Origin of the sequence: Methylomonas koyamae (genome assembly GCF_019669905.1) — a bacterium.
Lineage (GTDB): Bacteria > Pseudomonadota > Gammaproteobacteria > Methylococcales > Methylomonadaceae > Methylomonas > Methylomonas koyamae.
This window is the reverse complement of record NZ_AP019777.1, coordinates 4,355,086-4,375,894: the sequence shown is the minus strand read 5'-3', so window position 1 is coordinate 4,375,894 and position 20,809 is coordinate 4,355,086. Positions and strand designations below refer to the sequence as shown.

The window sequence follows — 20,809 nt, the reverse complement described above, 5'->3', positions numbered from 1 at the left end:
CAATGACTTGGGGTGAAAAGTCGGCAGATAACATGCAATAATGGTTCCTTTTTACTCAACTGCGCGGAGTCGGTTTTTAGTGGGCGGCGATCAGAACATCCAATCGTTGGCGTTGGCGGTGATTCAAACCGAAATGCAAGCGGTTGCCGCGTTGGCCGAGCGTATCGATCAGCATTTCGTCAGTGCCTGCCGCTTACTGCTGGCCTGTAAAGGCCGCGTGGTCGTTACCGGCATGGGCAAATCCGGCCATATCGCCGGGAAAATCGCCGCGACGCTGGCGAGCACCGGCACGCCGGCGTTTTTTGTGCATCCGGGCGAGGCCAGCCACGGCGACCTGGGCATGATTACTCGCCAGGATGTGGTGTTGGCCTTGTCGAATTCCGGCGAAACCGGAGAAATTCTGACGATTTTGCCTATTATTAAGCGCCTGGGTGTGCCGTTGATCGCCTTGACCGGCAATCCAGCCTCGACGTTGGCAAAGTTCGCCACCGTGCATATCGACGTCGCGGTGGAGCAGGAGGCCTGTCCGCTGGGGCTGGCGCCGACGGCCAGTACCACTGCGGCGCTGGTGATGGGCGATGCGCTGGCGGTGTCGTTGCTGGAAACCCGCGGCTTTACCCGGGACGATTTCGCCTTGTCCCATCCGGGCGGCAGCCTGGGTAAACGGTTGTTATTGCAGGTAGGCGACATTATGCACCGCGGCGGCGAAGTGCCGGTGGTGGCCGATACCGTGCTGGTCGGCGAGGCGCTGTTAGAAATGACCGGCAAGAAATTGGGTATGACTGCGGTAATCGATGCGCAAGGGCGGGTGGCCGGTATTTTTACCGACGGCGATTTGCGGCGCATGCTGGAAAAAAACCTGGACGTGCACGTTACCCCAATCGGCAGCGTCATGACTCGGGGTTGCAAAGCCGTCGGCGAGCGCATGCTGGCCGCCGAAGCAATGCAAATCATGGAAACCCAAAAAATCAATGCATTATTGGTGGTCGACGAAAGCAAAAAGTTGCTCGGCGCATTGAATATGCACGACTTACTGCGTGCCGGTATCGTCTGAAGCGTGAACGGAAATGTTTGAATTAAGCTCTGAGCAGTTGGCTATCGTCCGCGAGCTCAAATTATTGGTGTTGGATGTCGACGGTGTGCTGACCGACGGCCGCTTGTTTTTCGACGATAACGGCCGGGAATATAAGTGCTTTCACGCCCGCGACGGCCACGGCATCAAGTTGTTGCGCCAAACCGGGGTCGAAGTCGCGGTCATATCCGGCCGCAAATCCAATTCGGTGGCGTTGCGGATGCAAGGTTTGGGGGTCGAGCTGGTTTACCAGGGGCATGAAAACAAACGGGCGGCTTTCGCCGATATATTACAGCGCCTGAATTTGCAGCCGCGGCAAGTGGCGTACGTCGGCGACGATATCCTGGATTTGCCGGTGATGAGGCAGGTCGGTTTCGCGGTAGCGGTACGGGATGCCAATTTCGCCGTGTTGGAACACGCGCATTGGCGTACCGAGGCCATCGGCGGATTGGGCGCGGTCCGGGAAGTGTGCGACTTGATCATGCAGGTTCAAGGTACTTTTGCCGGTGTGCTGCAAAGCTACTTATGACATCGCAGAGGAATTTTCAGATCTTTGTCTATGTCGGGCTGGCCGCGCTGCTGTCCTGGTGGCTGGTGCAGCTCAACGAACAGCGTGACGCCGAAATAAAAATTGCCGAGAATAGTCCGGATTTCTTCAGCGTGGGTTATTACAAAAAAGAGATGGATTTGGACGGCTTGCCGAAAAGCGAATTGTCGGCTGCACGGATGGAGCACTACAAGGCCGACGGCAGTACGCATCTGCAGCAGCCGGTCATGACGCTGTTCAATCCCAATCAAAACCCGTGGTCGATCAAAGCCGAAAGCGGCATTATGGCGGCGGACGGCGATAATTTGCAGTTGAACGGCAAGGCCTATATCAACCGCGATGCTTCGAAAACCAATTCGGCTTTAACCATTAACACATCGGATTTGCGAGTCAAACTCGCCAGTCATTTTGCACAGACCCAAGCTTGGGCGGAAATTATCAGTCCTCCCAATAGAACGGAAGGGATAGGAATGGAGGCGACTTTTGTCAGTCCGATTCACCTGAAATTGTTGTCCAAAGTGAAAGGTCGCTATGAAATTAAGTAGAATAGTCGGGGTAGGCCTGTTGTTGTCGGCGCGGCTTGCGTTCGGTTTGGAGTCGGATTCCGAACAGCCTATTTATATCGATTCCAACAATGCCGTCTACGATGAGAAAAGCCAGGTCAGCACTTACACCGGTAATGTGGTGGCGACCCAGGGCAGCATCAGAATCGACGCCGACCAGTTGGTGGTATATCTGAAAGACGGGGCGATCACCAAACTGGTGGCGACGGGTAAACCGTCCCGTTTCAAACAATTGCCGGCCGAGGGTAAGGACGAAATGCACGGCGAAGGTTTGATCAACGAGTTTTACCCGGACAAGAATTTGTTGATTTTCATGAAAAACGCGTCGGTTTGGCAGGGCGATGCCAAACAATCCAGCGAATACATCGAGTACGATACGAAAAACTCGTTGTTGAAGGCCGGCGAGTCCAATTCCGATGGCAAGCGGGTGCACTCGGTGATACAGCCCAAAACCAAGAAGGCGCAATAGTGGCGCGCTTGGTTGCAAAGGAGTTGTACAAGCGTTACAACTCGCGCAATGTGGTCGACGGGGTTAGTTTGCTGGTCGATACCGGCGAGGTTGTCGGCTTGCTCGGTCCGAACGGTGCCGGTAAAACCACCAGCTTTTACATGATGGTGGGCTTGGTCAAGGCGGACCGCGGCGATATCTTTCTCGACGACCAGCGGATTACGCTGCATCCGATGCATCGGCGGGCCAGACTGGGGATAGGTTATCTGGCCCAGGAAGCCTCGGTGTTCCGCAAGCTCAGCGTCGCCGATAATTTGCGGGCGGTGCTGCAGATTCGCGACGATTTGACCGACGGCCAGATCGAGCTGGTCATCGACGAATTGCTGGCCGAGTTCGGCATCGGCCACTTGCGCAATCAAGTAGCGCTGGGGCTGTCGGGCGGCGAGCGGCGCCGGGTCGAAATTGCCCGGGCTTTGGCCAGCGAGCCGCAGTTTATTTTGTTGGACGAGCCGTTTGCCGGCGTCGATCCGATTTCGGTTCTGGAGTTGCAAAAAATTATCGCGCATCTGAAGCAGCGCGGTATCGGTATCCTGATCACCGAGCACAAAGTCAGGGAAACATTGGAAATATGCGATCGCGCCTACATCTTGAACGAAGGCAAGGTTATCGCCGAAGGGCAATCCCGGCAGCTTGTCGAGAACGACGAGGTGCGCAGAGTGTATTTGGGCGAAAAATTCAGTTTATAAAATCCGAGTAGTCATGAAGCAATCCTTACAGCTCCGCATCGGTCAAAGTTTGACCATGACGCCGCAGTTGCAGCAGGCAATCAAACTGCTGCAAATGTCGACTTTGGATTTGCAGCAGGAAATTCAGCAGGCGTTGGAATCCAATATGATGTTGGAATTGGACGAAGAAGAGCTGCCGGCTTTGGAGTTCCGCGATAAGAAACTCGACAACACCGACCAAGTCACCAGCGAAGGTTCGCAAACCGATATGCCGGACGAATTGCCGGTTGACGTCAGTTGGGACGACGTTTACGAAAGCTCGTTGCCCAGCGGCGGCGATGACAGTGACACGCCTGAATTCGAAACCTTTCGCGGCAAATCCGAAAGTTTGCGCGACCATCTGCTGTGGCAACTGGATTTGATTCCGATCTCGGACCGGGATTACGCGATTGCCGTGGCGATCATCGATGCGATCAACGACGACGGTTATGTTGCCAGCGATTTGCAGGACATTTTTCAGGGTTTGCAGGAGCAGTTGGAAGGTTTGGAATTCGACGAAGTCCAGGCCGTTCTGCATCGGATTCAGAATTTCGACCCGGTCGGCGTTGCCGCATTGGACTTGGCCGATTGCCTGCGGTTGCAGTTGCAGCAATTGCCGGATAGCACGCGTTACAAGGCGGACGCTTTGGATTTCGTACACCGGCACCTGGATTTGCTGACCAGTTGCGACCAGGCGCGGTTGATGAAACGGGTCGGGCTTAGCGAAGACGAGCTGAAAGGCATATTGGCCTTGATCAGGACCTTGGACCCCAAGCCCGGCGCCAGTTTGCAGGAAGTCGACGTCGAATATGTCGTGCCCGACGTTTTTGTGGCGAAAGTGAGCGGCCAGTGGCTGGTCAGCCTGAATCCGGATATCGCGCCGAAGCTGCGCATCAATCCATTCTATTCCGGCATGATCAAGCGCGCCGACAATAGTTCGGACAACGTCAGCATGAAGAACCACTTGCAGGAAGCGCGCTGGTTTATCAAAAGTTTACATAGCCGCAACGACACCTTGTTGCGAGTGGCGAAAAGTATCGTCGAAAAGCAGGGCGATTTTTTCGAACACGGCGCGATCGCGATGAAACCGATGGTATTGCGCGATATCGCCGAAGAATTGGAACTGCACGAGTCGACGATCTCACGGGTGACCACGCAGAAATACATGCACACCCCGCACGGCGTGATCGAATTCAAATACTTTTTCTCCAGCCATGTCAGTACCGATGGCGGAGGCGAGTGCTCGGCGACGGCAATCCGGGCGCTGATAAAAGAGTTGGTCGGTAACGAAAATCCGGCCAAGCCGTTAAGCGATAGTAAAATATCGGACTTATTGAACGAGAAGGGCATTAACGTCGCGCGCCGCACCATCGCCAAATACCGGGAAGCGATGTCCATCCCTTCAACCAGCCAGCGGAAAAGGCACATTTAACCGATCGGGAAGAATAATTTTTAAAAACAGGAGTATTCCATGCAAGTTAGTATCACAGGCCATCACGTAGAAGTTACCGAGGCGTTGAAAGCTTATGTCGAAGAAAAAATCGGCAAAATCAAGCGCCATTTCGACAACGTCGTTGATGTCCATGTCATTTTGACCGTTGAGAAACTGGAGCAAAAAGCCGAAGCGGCGGTACAGGTCAGCGGGGCCAAGCTCTATGCCGAAGACGTGCAAGAAGATATGTATGCGGCGATCGACAATATGGTGGACAAGCTCGACCGCCAGATCGTCAAGCACAAAGAAAAATCGCAAAACCATCGTTAATCGGATATCAGGCGGCACGGGATGAAAATGGCTTTCGTCTCGTGCCAAATCAATCATGAAGCTTGTTATCGTCAGCGGTTTATCGGGGTCGGGCAAGAGTATCGCTTTGGATACTCTGGAAGATTGCGGCTATTACTGCATCGATAACCTGCCGGTCGCATTGTTGGCCGACTTTGTCGATCACGTGATGCTGAAAAATCAAGCCACCTACAGTAAGACTGCGATCGGCATCGATGCTCGCAACCGCTCCGACAATCTGGCCGGTTTTCCGGATAGTCTGGCCTCGATTCGCAGTAAGGGTATCGACTGCGAGCTGGTGTATATGGAAGCGGATGAAAACATCATCCTGAAACGATACAGCGAAACCCGCCGCCGCCACCCGCTTAGCACCGAAAGCAGGCCCTTGCGCGAAGCCTTGGAAATCGAGCGGGAGATGTTGCGTCCGCTGGCCTTGAGGGCCGATATCGTCATCGACACCAGCTACACCCATTACCACCAGTTGCGGGACTTATTGAAAAACAGGTTGGGCGAGAAAGGCAAAAACTCGTTGTCGATTCTGTTCCAGTCGTTCGGTTTCAAATACGGGATTCCGTTGGACGCCGACTTTGTATTCGACGCCCGTAGCTTGCCCAATCCGTATTGGGCACCTGAGTTACGAGGCTTAACCGGCAAAAACCCCGCGGTTGCCGATTTTTTGCAGAACGATCCGATGGTGAAGGAGTTTCTGCACGACATCGGTTATTTCATCGGTCGCTGGGCACCCCGGTTCGAATCGGATAACCGCAGTTATTTGACGATTGCGATCGGTTGTACCGGCGGCCAACACCGTTCGGTGTATCTGGTCGAGGCGCTTAGCAAACATTTTCAAACGATTACCTCCAACGTCATCGTCAGGCATCGGGAGTTGCGTTAAACCCGGCCACCGGCCCTTTTTTGGTTTTATACCTATGACATCAGCAGCGAAGCTCGAAAACGCGGAATCTTTATTGGACAGGGCGCTAGAGGTTTTGACCAATGGCTCGCAAATCGACGTCAGAAATCTGGTGCGTTCGCTTTACCCGGCGGAAGCCGCGCATATTCTCGAAGCCTTAGACCCCGAGCGGCGGGCAAAATTATGGTCGATGATCCCGCCCGGCGTGATCGGCCAGATTCTGGTCGAAGTGAACGTCGAAGTCGGCGCCGCGCTGTTGAAAATCACCGATCGCAAAGACTTGATTGCCGCCACCGAGTCGATGGGTGCCGACGGCATGGTCGATCTGTTGCACGTGTTGCCCGAGCCGCTGCTATCGCAAGTCATGGAATCGATCGGCGTACATAACCGCAACCGGATCGAAAAAGCCTTGAGCTACGGCGAACATACCGCCGGCGGCATCATGTCCGACGATGTGCTGACAATACGCGCCGATGTTACGCTCGATGTCGTGTCGCGTTACTTGCGATTGCGCGGCAATATTCCGGCCAATACCGACAGTCTGATCGTTGTCGACCGCAAGGAGCATTTTCAGGGAGTATTGCCCCTCAGCCAATTATTGAGCCACGATCCGCACACCAAAGTGGCTGCGGTGATGGACACGCGTATTGCCGGTATTCCCTACCGGTTGCCGAGCCGAGAGGTGGCCGGAATGTTCGAGCGGCGCAAATTGCTATCCGCGCCGGTGTTGGCGGACGACGGCCGGGTGGTTGGCCGGATCACGGTCGAAGACGTTATCGGTTTGATCAGGGACGAAGCGGACCATTCGCTGATGAGCATGGCCGGTTTGAGCGAAGAGCAAGATATGTTTGCGCCGGTGGTCAGTAGTGCCAAACGTCGCGCATTGTGGTTGGGCGTAAACTTACTGACGGCGTTTTTGGCGGCCTCGGTAATCGATTTGTTTGAAGACGCAATCCAACAGATTGTCGCGCTGGCGGTGCTGATGCCGATTGTCGCCAGTATGGGTGGTATCGCCGGTAGCCAGACCCTGACTTTGGTGGTCAGAGGCTTGGCCTTGCGCCAAGTCAGCGGCAGTAATGCCGGCCGGTTGTTGTGGAAGGAAATTTCGGTCGGATTGCTGAATGGTTTGTTGTGGGCTGGCGTCGTTGCGGTGGTTGCCGGCATGTGGTTCCACCGGCCGGATATCGGTATTTTGTTGGGCGTGGCGATGTTGATCAATCTGGTTTGCGCTGCGTTGTCCGGAGTCGCGATACCGGTGTTGTTGGACAAGATGGGGATCGACCCAGCCTTGGCCGGCGGCGTATTGCTGACCACCGTCACCGATGTGGTTGGTTTTATGGCCTTTTTGGGTTTGGCGACTTTGTTTCTCCTTTAAGGGTTTGTGCTTTTTGTTACGGAAAATGGTAGTATTCCGGGCGTACAGCAGCTTATTTTCCAAAATAAATGTCGACCGGCGCACCTATTACGCAAAAAACAGCTTTGGAGTTCAAAAGCACGTCGCTGACGGTGCCGGTATTGCTGCTAGCCGGTAACGACTTGGTCCTGATCGATCAGCAATTGCAGGAAAAAGTCGCGCAAGCTCCCGAGTTTTTCAAAAACTCGCCTTTGTTGATCGATTTGCAGAAACTGAACGCGCAAAATCTCGATCTGGATTTCTCTGAAATCGTTGCATTAGTGCGTAAGCACGGCTTCATGCCGATCGGTATTCGCGGCGGTAGCCAAAAGCAAAGCGACGACGCCCTGGAGATGAATCTGCCGAATTATTCCCTGCATGGCGCCAATGCTCCGCTCGCCGCCAGTAAGCCCTCTGCAAAAACGTTGCCGCCGCCGGTCGTCGAAGCGCCGAAACAACAAAACCAGACGCTGGAAAACAAACTGGTCACGCAACCGGTCCGCTCCGGGCAGCGGGTATATGCGAAAGGGGATTTGATCGTTACCGCCACCGTCAGTGCCGGCGCCGAAATCATGGCCGAAGGTAATATCCACATTTACGGTTCGCTGCGTGGCAGAGCTCTGGCAGGCGTGTTGGGCGATACTTCGGCCCGTATCTTCTGCTCCGATCTACAAGCCGAATTGATCTCAATCGCCGGGATTTACCAACTGAGCGAAGATTTGAGCAAATATCCGGCGCATAAGCCGTTGCAGATCAGTCTGGACAATCAAGCGCTGATCATTAAAGAGTTTTAAGCTTTTCTTGGAGGAATAATTTTGGCCAGAATAATCGTAGTAACATCGGGAAAAGGTGGCGTGGGCAAGACCACGACCAGTGCCGCGATCGCGATGGGCTTGGCGAAGCGGGGGCACAAGACTGCCGTGATCGATTTCGATGTGGGACTGCGTAACCTCGACCTGATCATGGGTTGCGAACGCCGCGTGGTTTACGATTTGGTCAATGTTATCAATAATGAAGCGACTCTGAACCAGGCCTTGATCAAGGATAAGCGCTGCGAACAGTTGTACATTCTGCCGGCCTCGCAGACCCGCGACAAAGATGCGCTGACGACCGAAGGCGTCGGCAAGATTCTTGAAGAGCTGTCCAAAGATTTCAAATATATCGTTTGCGACTCGCCGGCCGGAATCGAGCGCGGTGCTACACTTGCCATGTACTTCGCCGACGACGCGTTCGTCGTAACCAATCCGGAAGTGTCTTCGGTTCGGGATTCGGATCGGATGTTAGGTATCTTGGCCAGCAAATCCCGCCGCGCCGAAAAGGGCGAAGAACCGATCAAGGAATATCTGCTGCTGACCCGTTACGCACCGGATCGGGTTAAGCTGGGCGAAATGTTGAGCGTCGACGACGTACAGGAGATTTTGTCGCTACACCTGCTGGGCGTCATTCCGGAATCGAAATCGGTGTTGAACGCTTCCAACTCCGGCACCCCGGTCATATTGGATGAGCAAAGCGATGCCGGCCAAGCCTACGCCGATATCGTTGCCCGCTATTTGGGCGAAAACAGGCCGCACCGTTTTATCGAGGAAGAGAAGAAGGGCTTGTTTAGCAAGCTGTTCGGGAGCAAGTGATGAGTCTCTTAGATTACTTCAGATCGTCGAAGACCAATACGGCGTCTTTGGCCAAGGAGCGGCTGCAAATTCTGGTGGCGCACGAGCGAGCCTCGCGCAACCAGCCTTCTTATTTGCCAGAACTACAAAAAGAACTATTGGCAGTAATCCAAAAATATGTGAATGTCGGGCAGGATGCTATTACCGTCAATTTCGAGCAAGACGGTAATCAGGAAACACTGGAATTGAACATTGTGTTGCCTGACGAGCGTTAGTTGCGTTTGCTTGTTTAACAGGGCTTTCGCGGCGTTTTAGCCGGAGAAAAGCCGCCGATTTTTTTGTTGTGCAAATGATAAGGAGTTGAAATGGTAGATACAATTGGCGAAGCGGCCGGAGCAATCTGGCAATTTCTGAACGCGAATGGCGAAGCCAGCGTGAATAAGATTACAACCGAAACCGGCCTGGGCAAAAACGAAGTGCAGCGGGCGATCGGTTGGTTGGCTAAAGAAGATAAACTGAATATCGAAATGAAAGGACGCGTCGAAACCCTTTCGTTGAAATAAAAGTTTTCCCGCATACCCGCTTAAGACAGGGCTAAGCGAGACAGCTTTCAATGCCGCTGGAAACTACGGTTATTGGTTGTCAAGGGCTCGGTCTCAGGCGGGTATTCCAAATGCCGCTATATTTTGTAGGTAAGTTTGTTGCCTGACTGGAATGTGTGGCCCGCATCTTGACTGGACGCCTTTGCGCCTCGTCGCAATCAGATACGACACAGCAAACGAGATTAATCCGCCGAAGGATTGGCTTGTAACGCCGTAATAACTATAAAAATACACAATAAAACCTACTAACGCGGAGTCTTTCTGTCGAAATGAAAGCCAAAATTGCCACATTTTTCACCTTGGTATTGTTGGTGCTGATCAACCTCGGTATCTGGTCATACATCAATAACCCGTTAAAGTTGCCTTCCTGGAGCGACACGATGATGGGGGTGACGTTCAACCCCAAACAGCGCGATTTCAATCCGCAGGACAGCATATTCCCGACCCGCGAACAAATCCAGGCCGATGTCGAGCTGTTGTCGGGTAAGGCGCATTCGATCAGGACCTATACCGCCCTGGAAGGGATGGAAGTCGTGCCGGAACTGACCGCGAAAAGCGCGTTGAATCTGGCGATGGGCTGCTGGGTGGATTTGGTCGAGGACGAAGAAAGCGAGGAGAACCGGCAAAAACGGTTGGATAAGAACCAGCGCGAAGTCGAGAGTCTGATCAATCTGGCCAACCAATATCCGAAAACGATCATTCGGACGCTGGTGGGCAACGAATCGCTGTTGCGGGTCCGAAACAAGGTCAGCGAGCCGGTTGCCAAACGCGTGCGCGACGAGTTTGCCGGCCAGATGTCCGAGCAGGAACTGCAGGACAAAATTAAGGCCGAGATCAATCTTCAAGTTACCAATAAAGCCAACGAGCTGATCGAATATATCCGCGAAGTCAAAAAGCGCACCTGGAAGCCGGTCAGCACCGCCGAGACCTGGGATATTTGGGTGGACCATCCGGAATTGGCTGCCGAAGTAGACTATATCGCGGTGCATATCCTGCCTTATTGGGAAGGCATTCCGGTCGAACTGCCCCAGGGCGCGGCAGGCGATACCGCCGTCGAATACGTGTTCAAACGCTATTACGAATTGCAAAAACTGTATCCCGATAAAACCATCGTCATTACCGAGGTGGGTTGGCCTTCAGACGGTCCGCCGCAAAAAGCCGCTACCGCATCGCTGGCGAATCAGGCCAAGTTTTTACGCGAATTCCTGAACCGAGCCACCGCCGAGAACGTGATTTACTACGTGGTCGAGGCCTTCGACCAACCTTGGAAAATCAAGCTGGAAGGTACCGCCGGCGCTTACTGGGGCTTGTTCAATGCCGACCGCCAGCCCAAATTTCCGATGGAAGGCGACGTGTTGGCCAATCCGACCTGGCGTAACTGGGCCAGCGGCGCGGCCATACTCAGTATCATTCTGATGGCGGCTTTCCTGTTCACGCGGAAAAGCTTGAAACTGCCCGGTAAATTCTTTTTCGGCATCGTCGCCAACTTGGCGGCCTCGGTGTTGTTCTGGTCGGCCTCGATTGCCGCCGCCCAATACCAAACCGGTTTTTCCGTGGTGTTTTGGGCGATATTGTTGATGATGCAGGCCATGGCGATTTTGGTGCTATTGACCGAAAGCTTGGAAATAGCGGAAGTCATTTGGCACAGAAAAGGCCGCCGCACCTTCCAGCCGTTGACGCCGTCGGCCGATTTCCGTTACCCGAAAGTCTCGATCCATCTGCCGATTCATAACGAGCCGCCGGAAATGGTACGCAAGACCTTGAATGCCCTGGCCAAGGTCGACTACCCCAATTACGAAGTCTTGGTAATGGACAACAACACCAAGGACCCGGCCGTATGGCAGCCGGTGCGCGACGATTGCGACCGCTTGGGCGAGAAGTTCCGTTTCTTCCATTTGGATAACTGGCCCGGGTACAAAGCCGGCGCGATCAACTATGCGCTGGAAAATACCGCAGAGGACGCCGAAATTATCGCGGTCATCGATAGCGATTACATTTTGTCGCCGGATTGGCTGAAAGCCATGGTGCCTTACTTCGATCAGGAAAATGTCGGCTTCGTCCAGTCGCCCCAAGACTACCGCGACGCCCACCAAGGTTCGTTCAAAAACATGTGTTACTGGGAGTATGCCGGTTTCTTCAACATCGGCATGGTGCAGCGTAACGAATACAATGCCATCATCCAGCACGGCACGATGACGATGGTGCGCAAATCGGCATTCGAAAAAGTCGGCCCGTGGGGCGAATGGTGTATTTGCGAGGATAGCGAGTTGGGTCTGCGCTTGTACGAGGCCGGTTACGATTCGGTGTATTGCAAAGAATCGTTCGGCCGCGGTTTGATGCCGGATACCTTCTCCGGCTATATGACGCAACGCTTCCGTTGGGTGTACGGCGCGATGCAGATCATCAAAAAGCATTGGCGGCATTTCCTGCCTAACAAGAGGTCTTCGCTGACGTCGGCGCAACGCTACTACTTTGTCGCGGGTTGGTTGCCGTGGTTTTCCGATGCGTTGGCCTTGCTGTTTACCGGCACCAGTTTGATTTTGACAGCTTTGATCGTCGCCGATCCCAAGCACAGCGAGTTGCCGGTAAACGCCTTCCTGCTGCCGACGATAGGCTTGTTCGCCTTCAAGATCGTGCGTGGTTTATGGTTGTACAAGGCGCGGGTGGCTTGTTCGATGTTGCAGGCCTTGGGCGCGGCTCTGGCCGGCCTGTCGCTGACCCATACCGTGGCGCGCGGCACGTTGCAGGGCTTGTTTACGTCCGGCAAGCCTTTCATGCGTACGCCGAAATACGAACAGCAAGGTCCGTTGGTTGCCGGTCTGCTGATCATCTGGCAAGAGCTGCTGTTGCTGACGCTGCTGGTTGCCGGTATCGTCGCCATGCGCTCCATCGAATATTTCGATAATTTGAGCGGCCGGTTATGGGTTGCGGTATTGGCGGTACAGTCCGTGCCTTACATCGCTACTTTCGTCACGATTTTGATCAGCGTTGCGCCCAATTATTTTCCCGGAAAAAAACTGTCGGCCGACGAATTGGATGCGGAATAGCGGTTTTTAGCCAGTGAGCACGCGCAGCCTCGGCCGGCAACGGCCGGGGCTTTTTTATGCGCGATCGGCAGCGGCGGGGCGGGGCGCTCGAAATCGGCTTCCGTAGCCGCGATTTTTCAGTATCATGACGCCCGATTCGCGCGCTGCGCTTACGCAGGCGCTAATCGTCCAAACCAACAATTCAACGCTTACGGCGCAAACCGGCCGTAACCTTTCAACCTGCCGGATGACCTATGAAACTATCCAAGCTTTTTTCGGCCGTAATCGGAACTTTATTCGTCACGGCTTGTGCGACCGATCCCGTCCCGCTCGATCAGAGCCGGCCTTCCGCCTTGCCGCAGCAAGCTGCGGTGAGCGCAGCCGATTGCGCCAGTCCGCAAGCTTTGCCGCAGATAAACTGCTCGGATACCGTTACCGCCAGCTTCGACCATAACGGCAAACTCTGGATTGTGTGGGTGCAGCAACAGCATATTTATCTGCAAGCGTCGGATGACGCCGGTCGGCATTTTTCCACACCGGTCATGGTCAATGCCGAGGCCGAGGCAGTTGCCGCCCACGGCGAATACCGGCCGAAAATCAAAATCGGCCCGGAGGGCAATATCTACCTGACTTGGACGCAAAGTCTGGAAAAACGCCACACCGGCCATATCCGTTTCAGCCGCTCCACCGACGGCGGCAAGAGCTTTTCCCGGCCGGTAACGGTGAACGATAACCTCGACGTTATCAGCCATCGCTTCGATGCTTTGGCCGTGGGTAAAAACGGCGAAGTATTTATCGCCTGGCTGGACGCACGCGATAAGGAAAAGGCCAAAGTCGCCAAGCAGGAGTTTAACGGTACTGCAGTGTATTACGCTTGGTCCGGCGACGGAGGCGCGAGCTTCCACCCCAACCGAATCGTCGCCCCGCACAGTTGCGAATGTTGCCGCTTGGGCGTCGAAATAGATCAAAACAATTTGCCGGTCGTGATGTGGCGGCATGTTTACGACGGCAACATTCGCGACCACGCGCTATCCCGATTCCGCGACTGGAATACGCCCGGGCCGGCGCAGCGGGTCAGCAGCGAGAATTGGCAAATCGATGCCTGCCCGCATCACGGGCCGGGGTTGTCGATCGCTGACGACGGGCGCGTGCATGGCGTTTGGTTCAGTGGTGCGCCCGACCGGCAAGGTTTGTTTTACGGGCATGCGTCGGATGCGGCGGCCGGATTTTCTGCCCCGCACAGCTTCGGCAATCCCGGGGCCAAACATCCCCAGGTTTTGGCGGAGGGCCAACGAGTGGTAGTGGTCTGGTCCGAGTTCGACGGCAGCCATAATCTGGTCAAATTGATCCAGTCGGACGACGGCGGTAGCCGCTGGTCTGAACCCGAAACTGCGGAATCGAGTCTGGTCGCGGCCGACGATGCCTTTTTGTTGAGCCATGGCGGCAAAATTTATTTGTCATGGCAAACCGCCGGCGGCTACAGGTTTCGGGCGCTTTAAGCGTCGATCTGCCAAGGGGGCAGTCCGAATCGGCGTGCTTCGTGGCGCAGGCGATGGCGGTGCCGGCGGGAATGCCGCCGCAGCGCTTGGCCGGGCCTGTTTTCGGCCGATGCGAGGTTTTTTGTGCTGTGTCGGACAAATCCTACGTTTCGAAATGGCCCGCCGGATAGATTTTGGCTTATCGTGTCGTCCCGATACAATTTCTGACACAGGGAGCATGAATTGAACCAGCCGATATCGCAATGGCCGGGCGGAGATCGCCGGCAAAGCCGGCGCCGCAGCTACGGCTTTGCCCGAGCTTCATTGATCATCTCGGCTTCGAGTTGCGCCGTTTGGTTATTGATTTTAATGCCTGCCACTGTCGCCGCCTCGTCGCCCGGAACGAATCTGTTCGACGGGGTTATGATTTTCGTTATCGTGTTTTTGGCATTGGATATCGGCGGGCTTTGTATGGCGCTATTTGCGATGGTTAAAACCAAGTTAAATAGTTCGCTGGCGATTTACGGCGCGTTGTCCAATGCCGTTTGTATCGTTTTAAATTTGTCGCTGATCTCCTTCTGACCCGACTCCGCTGCTAACGCAGAAGCCGGCGGCGCATTCCGATGAAATCGGCCACCGATTCCAGTTTCAAAACCAACGGGTATTGCAATCGAAACCGCCAGTGGTGCAGATCGGCCAATTTCTGACCTTCCAAGTTGATTTCTGAATGGTCGGTTTATGTCATAAATTGCCCATATAACGTTAAGGAAACCGGACGCCGGGGCGCGGCGCGGAGGGAACCAACAGCGCAGCTGTTAGCATTCCGGTTGACCGTAGGGTTAGGGATTGTTGACATTCTTGGCGATGGCTTTTGCTTGCGCCGCAGCGATGACTTTCTGCATGTGCTCTTCACGTTCGTACCGACGGATGTACCACTCTTCAAGCAAGACTTCGATCAATCTGAGAAGAAGTTCTGCTTCTTCGGGTTCGACATCAACGATTAGGTTGATGTCTTTTTCCATGTGGGCACCAATGTTCCCGATGCCTCGAACGGAATCAATTGCCTTCCATGTCGAAGCATCAATCTGACCGGTGAGTGCGTTTATTTCATCAACGAGCCGCGATTTGCTTATGCCCCAAAAATCGCGAATTATTCCCTGTAGGCAACGACGGGAAAGTGTTGCTGATGCCTTTGGGCTGAGGCCGGCGATCAAGCAAGCTTCTTCATAGTCCTGCAAAATCGGTAGTGGAATGTAATCCGGGAATGGTTTTGCTTCGGACTGTGGTTTGAGATTCCAACTCAGAATCGGTTTGCCAACTGCCCGCCAGCCGTTGTGCAGCTCGGCCATATATAGCCCTGCCTTAATGGTGAATTCCTTGCACTTGCTATTGGGAAAGACCGTCACGTAGGTGTGAATGGCGAGCTGCCCCAGTTTGTTTTTTTGATTGAAAGCGTGCAAGGCGGCACTTGTGTTCTCGACCGTTATGGTCGCCACTTGTCTGCAATATGGGCAGGTCCATGAATAGTCGGAGGCCATATGGTTGTTCCTTTGAAGTCCCTAGGAAGTTATTAAGCTGTTAACAGTATATCCTCTCATTAATGTACTTATACACGGTAATTGTTTGATTAACATGAGGTTTTTATTTCGGTATAACATCGGTGATCGTCTATTATGCAGGCTAATGACCTAATCGTTTCCATTGAATCAAGTTAGGCGATAGACCGCAACGGGTCGATGCCGCCATTTCATTCCTTCCAAAAACTCTCATTCAACACTAGCGTAAGCATGTCCTAACCTGTGGTGGTTTTCGATTGGAATGGATGGTGGGCTGCGTCCGGTTGATCTGCCCGACCAATCCGACCTCAATACGCCGGTCAGCGGCGCAATACGCGTAACGGCGCCTGCCTGACCACGTGGCGCACTCCCCAGTAGCCGGCCAGCGTTACGCCGGCAACGCCGGCGGCCGGTAAGGCCAGCCACAGATAAACATGCGGTTGATAGTCGATTTGCATCACACGGGTATACAACATATATAAGATCGATTCGGCCGCCACCGTTGCCAACAGCCCGGCCGCCAGACCCAGCACGCCGAATTCGATTAAATGCGCCATTCTTAAAAATCGGCGGCGCGCGCCCAAGGTGCGCAACAATGCGCCTTCGTAAATCCGCTGGTCCAAGGTCGAATAAACGGCGGCGAACAAAACGCTAAAACCGGCCGCCAGCGCGAAATACAAGATCAGGTTAATCGCCGCGGTCAATTGGGCCAATATGGTGCGGAATTGTTGCAGAATCTGGTCGACTTCCAGCACCGTTACCGCCGGATATTTTTTTAATAGCGGCGGCAACAGATTTTTTTGCGCTTCCGCCAGATAAAAACTGGTCATGTAGGTGGTCGGAAAGCCGGCCAAGGTCCCCGGCGAAAAAATCATGTAAAAGTTGGGACGCATCGTATCCCATTGCACGCTGCGCAGATTAGTGACGGTGGCCGTCAGTTGAGCGTCTCCGACAGTAAATGCCAGTTGGTCGCCGGGACGAATGCCCAAATTGTCGGCCAACTTTTTTTCCACCGATACCTGGCCGGGACTATCCACCTGCCAGGCTCCGCCGTCGATAACCTGGTTGTCATCCGGAAACCGGTCTGACCAGGTCAGGCTCAGTTCCCGCTGCGTGGCGGCTTCGCCTTGGCTGTCTTTACTGACTCGGCCTTGTACGGCTTCGCCGTTGATTGCCACTAAACGGCCGCGGACCACCGGATAAAAACGGCTGTCCGGAATTTGCTCCCGATTTAGATCGCTTTGAAAATCCGCCAACGACGACGGCAGGATGTTAATCGCAAAATGGTTGGGCGCATGCTCGGGTAGTTGCCGGCGCCAATCGTCCAATAAGTGGCCGCGCACGCTGAAACTTAAAGCCATTGCGGTCAGCGTGATGCCGAAAGCCAAAATCTGGCCGACACCGGCGCGGCTGTCGCGCAACAAGCCGCGCAAGCCGAAACGCCAGTGTAGGCCGAGGCGGGGCAATAGCCGGCGCGATAACTGCAAAACGGTGTGAATCGCCAGCCCCAATGTCAGCAACACGACCAATCCGGTGCCGATGATTGCGCCGGTCAGTTTCGGATCGTCGGTATAACGCCAGATCAACCCGGCGACTACGGTTGCCGCCAAGCCGTAGACCAGCCAGCCGCTGCTGGGCAAGGGTTCCAGTTCGCGGCGCAACACGCGTAGCGGCGGCACGCCTTGCAAGCGCAACAATGGCGGCAGGGCAAAACCCCATAAGATGGCCAATCCGGTGGCAAGGCCGTACACGACTGCCAGGCCGCCGGGATTGGCCAATGTTTCCGGCAACAGGTTTTTCAATAGTTGAAACAAGCCGTATTGCGCCAGCCAGCCCAAAGCGCAGCCTGCTGCGCTGACTACCAGGCCCAGCACCAGAAATTGGGCGGCGTAGAGCCGAACGATTTCCGTTTGGGTGCAGCCCAGACAGCGCAGTAAGGCGGTGGCGTTGAAATGGCGCTCGCTGTAACGGCGAGTGGCCATTGCGATTGCGACGCCGGCAATCAGCGTGACGACGACGCTGGCCAAGCCCAGATAGCGCTCCGCCCGCTGCAATGCCGAACCCAGCTCGGGCCGGTCGCGTTGGATGTCCAGAATTTTCTGGGAAGGATTCAAATTCGGTTGCAACCAGGCTTTGAATTCAGCCAATGCGTTTTCGTCGCCGCGGAACTGATACGCGTAATGCACCCGGCTGCCGGGTTGGACCACGCCGGCGGCGGCCAAATCGTCCAGATGCATCATGACGCGCGGCGAGAAGCTGTAAAAATCGCCGCGTTTGTCCGGTTCGTAACTGATTAGTCGGGTCACTTTCAGCGCTTTTTCGCCGACGGTCAGCGTGTCGTTCAGTTTCAATTTCAGAGCCGGCAACAGGCGTTTGTCGACCCAGGCTTCGCCGGCTGTCGGGCCGCGACTGGCAACGGCTTCATCCTGCAGGTCGGCGTCGCGAGTCTTGAGCTTGCCGCGCAACGGATAGCTGTCGCTGACGGCCTTGACCGAGGCCAGTAACATTTCGCCGTTCTCCAGCAACATGCTCGGGAACTCGACGGTTTGCGAGCCGCTCAGGGCATATGCGTTCGCTTTGGCCAACCATTGCGGATTGGCCGGTGCCGGTCCGGCCAAAACCAAATCGCCGGCCAGAAATTCCGCAGCCTGCAAATTCATCGTGCGCTGCAGCCGGTCGGCGAACAGGGAGATCGAGGTTGTGCCGCCCACGGCAATCAGTAGCGCCAGGGCCAGTAAGGTTAGTTCGCCGGAGCGGGCGTCGCGCCATAACAATTTCAGCGAGAGGCGGAAGCGCGTCATACGATGCTCCCGGCTTCCAGGCGGATGGTGCGTTGGCAGCGGGCGGCCAAAGACATGTCGTGAGTGACCAGAATCAGCGTGGTAGCTTGTTCCTGGTTCAGTTCGAATAACAGGTCGACGACGTTAGCGCCGGTTTTCCGGTCCAGATTGCCGGTGGGTTCGTCGGCGAACAAAATTGCCGGCCGGCTGACGAAGGCGCGAGCCAAGGCCACGCGCTGTTGTTCGCCGCCGGAAAGCTGCCGCGGCGTGTGTTGCAGGCGTTGAGCCAGGCCGACGCGTTGCAACAGTGCCCGCGCCGCTTGCTCGGCGTCGGCCACGCCGCTCAGTTCCAGCGGCAGCATCACGTTCTCAAGCGCCGTTAAACCGGGCAGTAATTGAAACGACTGGAATACGAAGCCGACCAATTCGTTGCGTAGTGAAGCCCGGCCGTCTTCATTCAAGCGGTTCAAGTCGCGGCCGTCGATTTCGACCGAGCCGGTGCTCGGAGTGTCCAGGCCGGCCAGTAGGCTGAGCAAGGTGGATTTGCCCGAGCCGGATTCGCCGACGATGGCGACGCTCTCGCCGCGCTTGATGATTAGATCGACCGATGCCAAGATATGCAGGGTGCCTTCGGATGTTGGAACCGCTTTGCCTAATTTACGGGCGCTGATAATGGCGGAAGCGGGTTGATTGGAATGAGTGTTTATCATGTATAGCGTAGTCCTTGCCTTAGTATTGAGTGTTTTGCCCATTTGCGCGTCGGCCAAATCGATCGTCGTGCTTGGAGACAGTATTAGTGCCGGCTACGGTATCGAAGTTCAGCAAGGTTGGGTGGCCTTGTTGCAAAAAAAAATCGCCGCGCGCGGCTTCGACTATACGATCTACAACGAAAGTATCAGCGGCGATACCACCGCCGGCGGCTTAGCTCGTTTGCCGCCGATATTGGTCAACCACAAGCCCGACATTTTGCTGCTGGAGTTGGGCGCGAACGACGGACTGCGCGGGTTGTCGCCGGAGGAAATGGAGGCCAATTTGGCGGCTATCATAGGAAAGTCGCTGCAAGCCGGAGCCAAAGTGATTCTGCTGGCGATGAAAATTCCGCCCAACTACGGCAAACGCTACGTGGAGATGTTTTACGACATTTACCCGGAACTGGCGCAAGAGTTCAAGATATCCTACGTCCCCTTTCTTCTGGAGGACATCGTGTTACGGCCTGAGTTGATGCAACAGGACGGCATACACCCCAATGCGCTGGCGCAGCCGATTCTCGCCGACAAGATGTGGAAGCACTTGCAGTTTCAGTTGAAGTGAGTGCGTCCGGGCGGCAGTTTATTTGTTGCCGATAGCCTGTAACTCCCGGTATCCGCGAATCTCTCCGGCCGTAAAGCGCCATTTCATTTGCAATTGCAGCCTTTGGTCCGGTCTAGGTTCCAGGCAACTGCACAGGCCGCGAGCGATCCATTGCCGCCACAAATACAGCGGTACTCCGGCCAAGCATTTGCCGGCCGGTTTCTTGCCGAAGGCGAGAATCTGACAGCGGGCAACCTCGTGCATCCAGTGTCGGACATAGTCTTTGGTCATCCGCTCAGGAATGTTGCAATGGAATAATAAAGCGTCCGGCACATACCAAAAAGTGCCGCCGCCTGCGCGGTAACGGCGCATGTAGTCGGTATCTTCGGTAAACGGAATCGTTGTACCGGGCCCCAGGTCTTCTCGAAACCAACCGTTTCTGGCGGCCGCGCCGGACCGGAGGGCCGTGTTGACGCCGCCCGGAATCACGTCAATAGCCAACACGCCTTGAGCGTCGCCAAAATCCCGCGTGTTGGTGATGCCGCGCGGTAGCGCAAAAGGCCCTTCGGTATGCAGCCAATCCGGAATCTGTCCCAACCATTTCGGTAAAACTTTTCCGGCAAAACCGTCAAATTCGGGATGCTGTGCTGCTGCATCGATATAGGCCTGCAGCCAGGCAGGGCTAGGTTCGACATCGTCGTCGGTAAACACCAGCAGCTCGCCGCGGGCTGCGCGCATGGCCCGGTTTAACGCTCTGGATTTACCGGGAATGGGTTCCGACAGCATCATCAACGGCAAACGGCCGGCCGCCGCTTCGTCTGCGACCACTTGCGCAGTGTCGTCGGTGCTGCCATTGTCGATCAGCAGCAACTCCCAGCTTGTATTCGCAGCTAAACGCATGTCGGCAAGCGCATCGAATAAGCGCGGCAGGATGTGCGCCCGGTTGCGCGTACTGATAATGACGGAAGCGTTCAACATATATTTCCAGAC

Annotated in this window: 21 protein-coding genes; 17 read left to right on the top strand and 4 right to left on the bottom strand. The window is 55.0% G+C overall.

The genetic code is table 11. The features are described 5' to 3' along the window. Window positions 1-79: 79 nt before the first annotated feature. The 16 genes from MKFW12EY_RS19760 to MKFW12EY_RS19685 all read left to right on the top strand — a co-directional run bounded on the left by MKFW12EY_RS19760 (window position 80) and on the right by MKFW12EY_RS19685 (window position 14,775). On the top strand, window positions 80-1,054 hold the full coding sequence (locus tag MKFW12EY_RS19760) for a KpsF/GutQ family sugar-phosphate isomerase (protein ID WP_373280587.1): 975 nt from the start codon (window positions 80-82) through the stop codon (window positions 1,052-1,054). Window positions 1,055-1,067: 13 nt separating this feature from the next. Further along, entirely contained in the window at window positions 1,068-1,601 is a 534-nt protein-coding gene (locus MKFW12EY_RS19755; protein ID WP_054761368.1) for a KdsC family phosphatase, read from the top strand. Next, entirely contained in the window at window positions 1,598-2,164 is a 567-nt protein-coding gene (lptC, locus tag MKFW12EY_RS19750) for an LPS export ABC transporter periplasmic protein LptC (RefSeq protein WP_054761370.1), read from the top strand. The genes MKFW12EY_RS19755 and lptC overlap by 4 nt, the downstream gene beginning before the upstream one ends. Beyond that, a complete protein-coding gene (lptA, locus tag MKFW12EY_RS19745; protein WP_054761371.1) occupies window positions 2,151-2,651 on the top strand; it encodes a lipopolysaccharide transport periplasmic protein LptA in 501 nt (166 codons plus the stop codon). Before lptC ends, lptA begins: the two co-directional genes overlap by 14 nt. After that, window positions 2,651-3,376 carry an LPS export ABC transporter ATP-binding protein gene (gene lptB, locus MKFW12EY_RS19740; protein ID WP_054761372.1) on the top strand — a complete coding sequence of 242 codons (726 nt, stop codon included), beginning with the start codon at window positions 2,651-2,653 and terminating at the stop codon, window positions 3,374-3,376. Before lptA ends, lptB begins: the two co-directional genes overlap by 1 nt. 13 nt (window positions 3,377-3,389) lie before the next feature. Next, window positions 3,390-4,826, top strand: a complete 1,437-nt coding sequence (locus tag MKFW12EY_RS19735; RefSeq protein WP_054761374.1) for an RNA polymerase factor sigma-54 — start codon at window positions 3,390-3,392, stop codon at window positions 4,824-4,826. A gap of 39 nt (window positions 4,827-4,865) precedes the next feature. After that, window positions 4,866-5,156 carry a ribosome hibernation-promoting factor, HPF/YfiA family gene (gene hpf / locus MKFW12EY_RS19730; protein ID WP_054761376.1) on the top strand — a complete coding sequence of 97 codons (291 nt, stop codon included), beginning with the start codon at window positions 4,866-4,868 and terminating at the stop codon, window positions 5,154-5,156. 55 nt (window positions 5,157-5,211) lie between these two features. Next, window positions 5,212-6,069 carry an RNase adapter RapZ gene (gene rapZ / locus MKFW12EY_RS19725; protein WP_054761378.1) on the top strand — a complete coding sequence of 286 codons (858 nt, stop codon included), beginning with the start codon at window positions 5,212-5,214 and terminating at the stop codon, window positions 6,067-6,069. Window positions 6,070-6,103: 34 nt separating this feature from the next. Beyond that, the gene (mgtE, locus tag MKFW12EY_RS19720) at window positions 6,104-7,462 is read left to right on the top strand and encodes a magnesium transporter (RefSeq protein ID WP_054761380.1); all 1,359 of its coding nucleotides are present in this window, start codon (window positions 6,104-6,106) and stop codon (window positions 7,460-7,462) included. Between the two features lie 104 nt (window positions 7,463-7,566). After that, window positions 7,567-8,274, top strand: coding sequence for a septum site-determining protein MinC (gene minC / locus MKFW12EY_RS19715; protein ID WP_306306098.1), 708 nt, complete (start codon window positions 7,567-7,569; stop codon window positions 8,272-8,274). A 21-nt stretch (window positions 8,275-8,295) separates the two neighbouring features. Continuing rightward, window positions 8,296-9,108: a septum site-determining protein MinD gene (minD, locus tag MKFW12EY_RS19710; protein WP_054761387.1), complete on the top strand. Its 813-nt coding sequence runs from the start codon at window positions 8,296-8,298 to the stop codon at window positions 9,106-9,108. Next, a complete protein-coding gene (minE, locus tag MKFW12EY_RS19705) occupies window positions 9,108-9,362 on the top strand; it encodes a cell division topological specificity factor MinE (RefSeq protein ID WP_054761388.1) in 255 nt (84 codons plus the stop codon). The genes minD and minE overlap by 1 nt, the downstream gene beginning before the upstream one ends. A 90-nt stretch (window positions 9,363-9,452) precedes the next feature. Further along, complete coding sequence (locus tag MKFW12EY_RS19700; RefSeq protein WP_054761389.1) at window positions 9,453-9,650, top strand: winged helix-turn-helix domain-containing protein; 198 nt, start codon at window positions 9,453-9,455, stop codon at window positions 9,648-9,650. A gap of 308 nt (window positions 9,651-9,958) precedes the next feature. Then, window positions 9,959-12,736: a glycosyltransferase gene (locus MKFW12EY_RS19695; protein WP_064025706.1), complete on the top strand. Its 2,778-nt coding sequence runs from the start codon at window positions 9,959-9,961 to the stop codon at window positions 12,734-12,736. 233 nt (window positions 12,737-12,969) lie between these two features. Further along, window positions 12,970-14,214 carry a sialidase family protein gene (locus MKFW12EY_RS19690; RefSeq protein WP_221053621.1) on the top strand — a complete coding sequence of 415 codons (1,245 nt, stop codon included), beginning with the start codon at window positions 12,970-12,972 and terminating at the stop codon, window positions 14,212-14,214. Window positions 14,215-14,616: 402 nt separating this feature from the next. Further along, window positions 14,617-14,775 carry a hypothetical protein gene (locus tag MKFW12EY_RS19685; protein ID WP_221053620.1) on the top strand — a complete coding sequence of 53 codons (159 nt, stop codon included), beginning with the start codon at window positions 14,617-14,619 and terminating at the stop codon, window positions 14,773-14,775. 257 nt (window positions 14,776-15,032) lie between these two features. On the opposite strand, the gene MKFW12EY_RS19680 is transcribed toward MKFW12EY_RS19685, so the two are convergent. The 3 genes from MKFW12EY_RS19680 to MKFW12EY_RS19670 all read right to left on the bottom strand — a co-directional run bounded on the left by MKFW12EY_RS19680 (window position 15,033) and on the right by MKFW12EY_RS19670 (window position 19,239). Beyond that, a complete protein-coding gene (locus MKFW12EY_RS19680) occupies window positions 15,033-15,731 on the bottom strand; it encodes a DUF4145 domain-containing protein (protein ID WP_054761397.1) in 699 nt (232 codons plus the stop codon). A 338-nt stretch (window positions 15,732-16,069) separates the two neighbouring features. After that, a complete protein-coding gene (locus MKFW12EY_RS19675; RefSeq protein WP_221053619.1) occupies window positions 16,070-18,550 on the bottom strand; it encodes an ABC transporter permease in 2,481 nt (826 codons plus the stop codon). Further along, the gene (locus MKFW12EY_RS19670; protein WP_221053618.1) at window positions 18,547-19,239 is read right to left on the bottom strand and encodes an ABC transporter ATP-binding protein; all 693 of its coding nucleotides are present in this window, start codon (window positions 19,237-19,239) and stop codon (window positions 18,547-18,549) included. Before MKFW12EY_RS19670 ends, MKFW12EY_RS19675 begins: the two co-directional genes overlap by 4 nt. On the opposite strand from MKFW12EY_RS19670, the gene MKFW12EY_RS19665 reads away from it, so the two are divergent. Beyond that, a complete protein-coding gene (locus MKFW12EY_RS19665; protein WP_054763434.1) occupies window positions 19,238-19,840 on the top strand; it encodes an arylesterase in 603 nt (200 codons plus the stop codon). The genes MKFW12EY_RS19670 and MKFW12EY_RS19665 overlap by 2 nt on opposite strands. 18 nt (window positions 19,841-19,858) lie before the next feature. Here MKFW12EY_RS19665 and MKFW12EY_RS19660 read toward each other — a convergent pair whose 3' ends face one another. Next, on the bottom strand, window positions 19,859-20,797 hold the full coding sequence (locus MKFW12EY_RS19660; protein WP_054763435.1) for a glycosyltransferase family A protein: 939 nt from the start codon (window positions 20,795-20,797) through the stop codon (window positions 19,859-19,861). Window positions 20,798-20,809 lie beyond the last annotated feature (12 nt).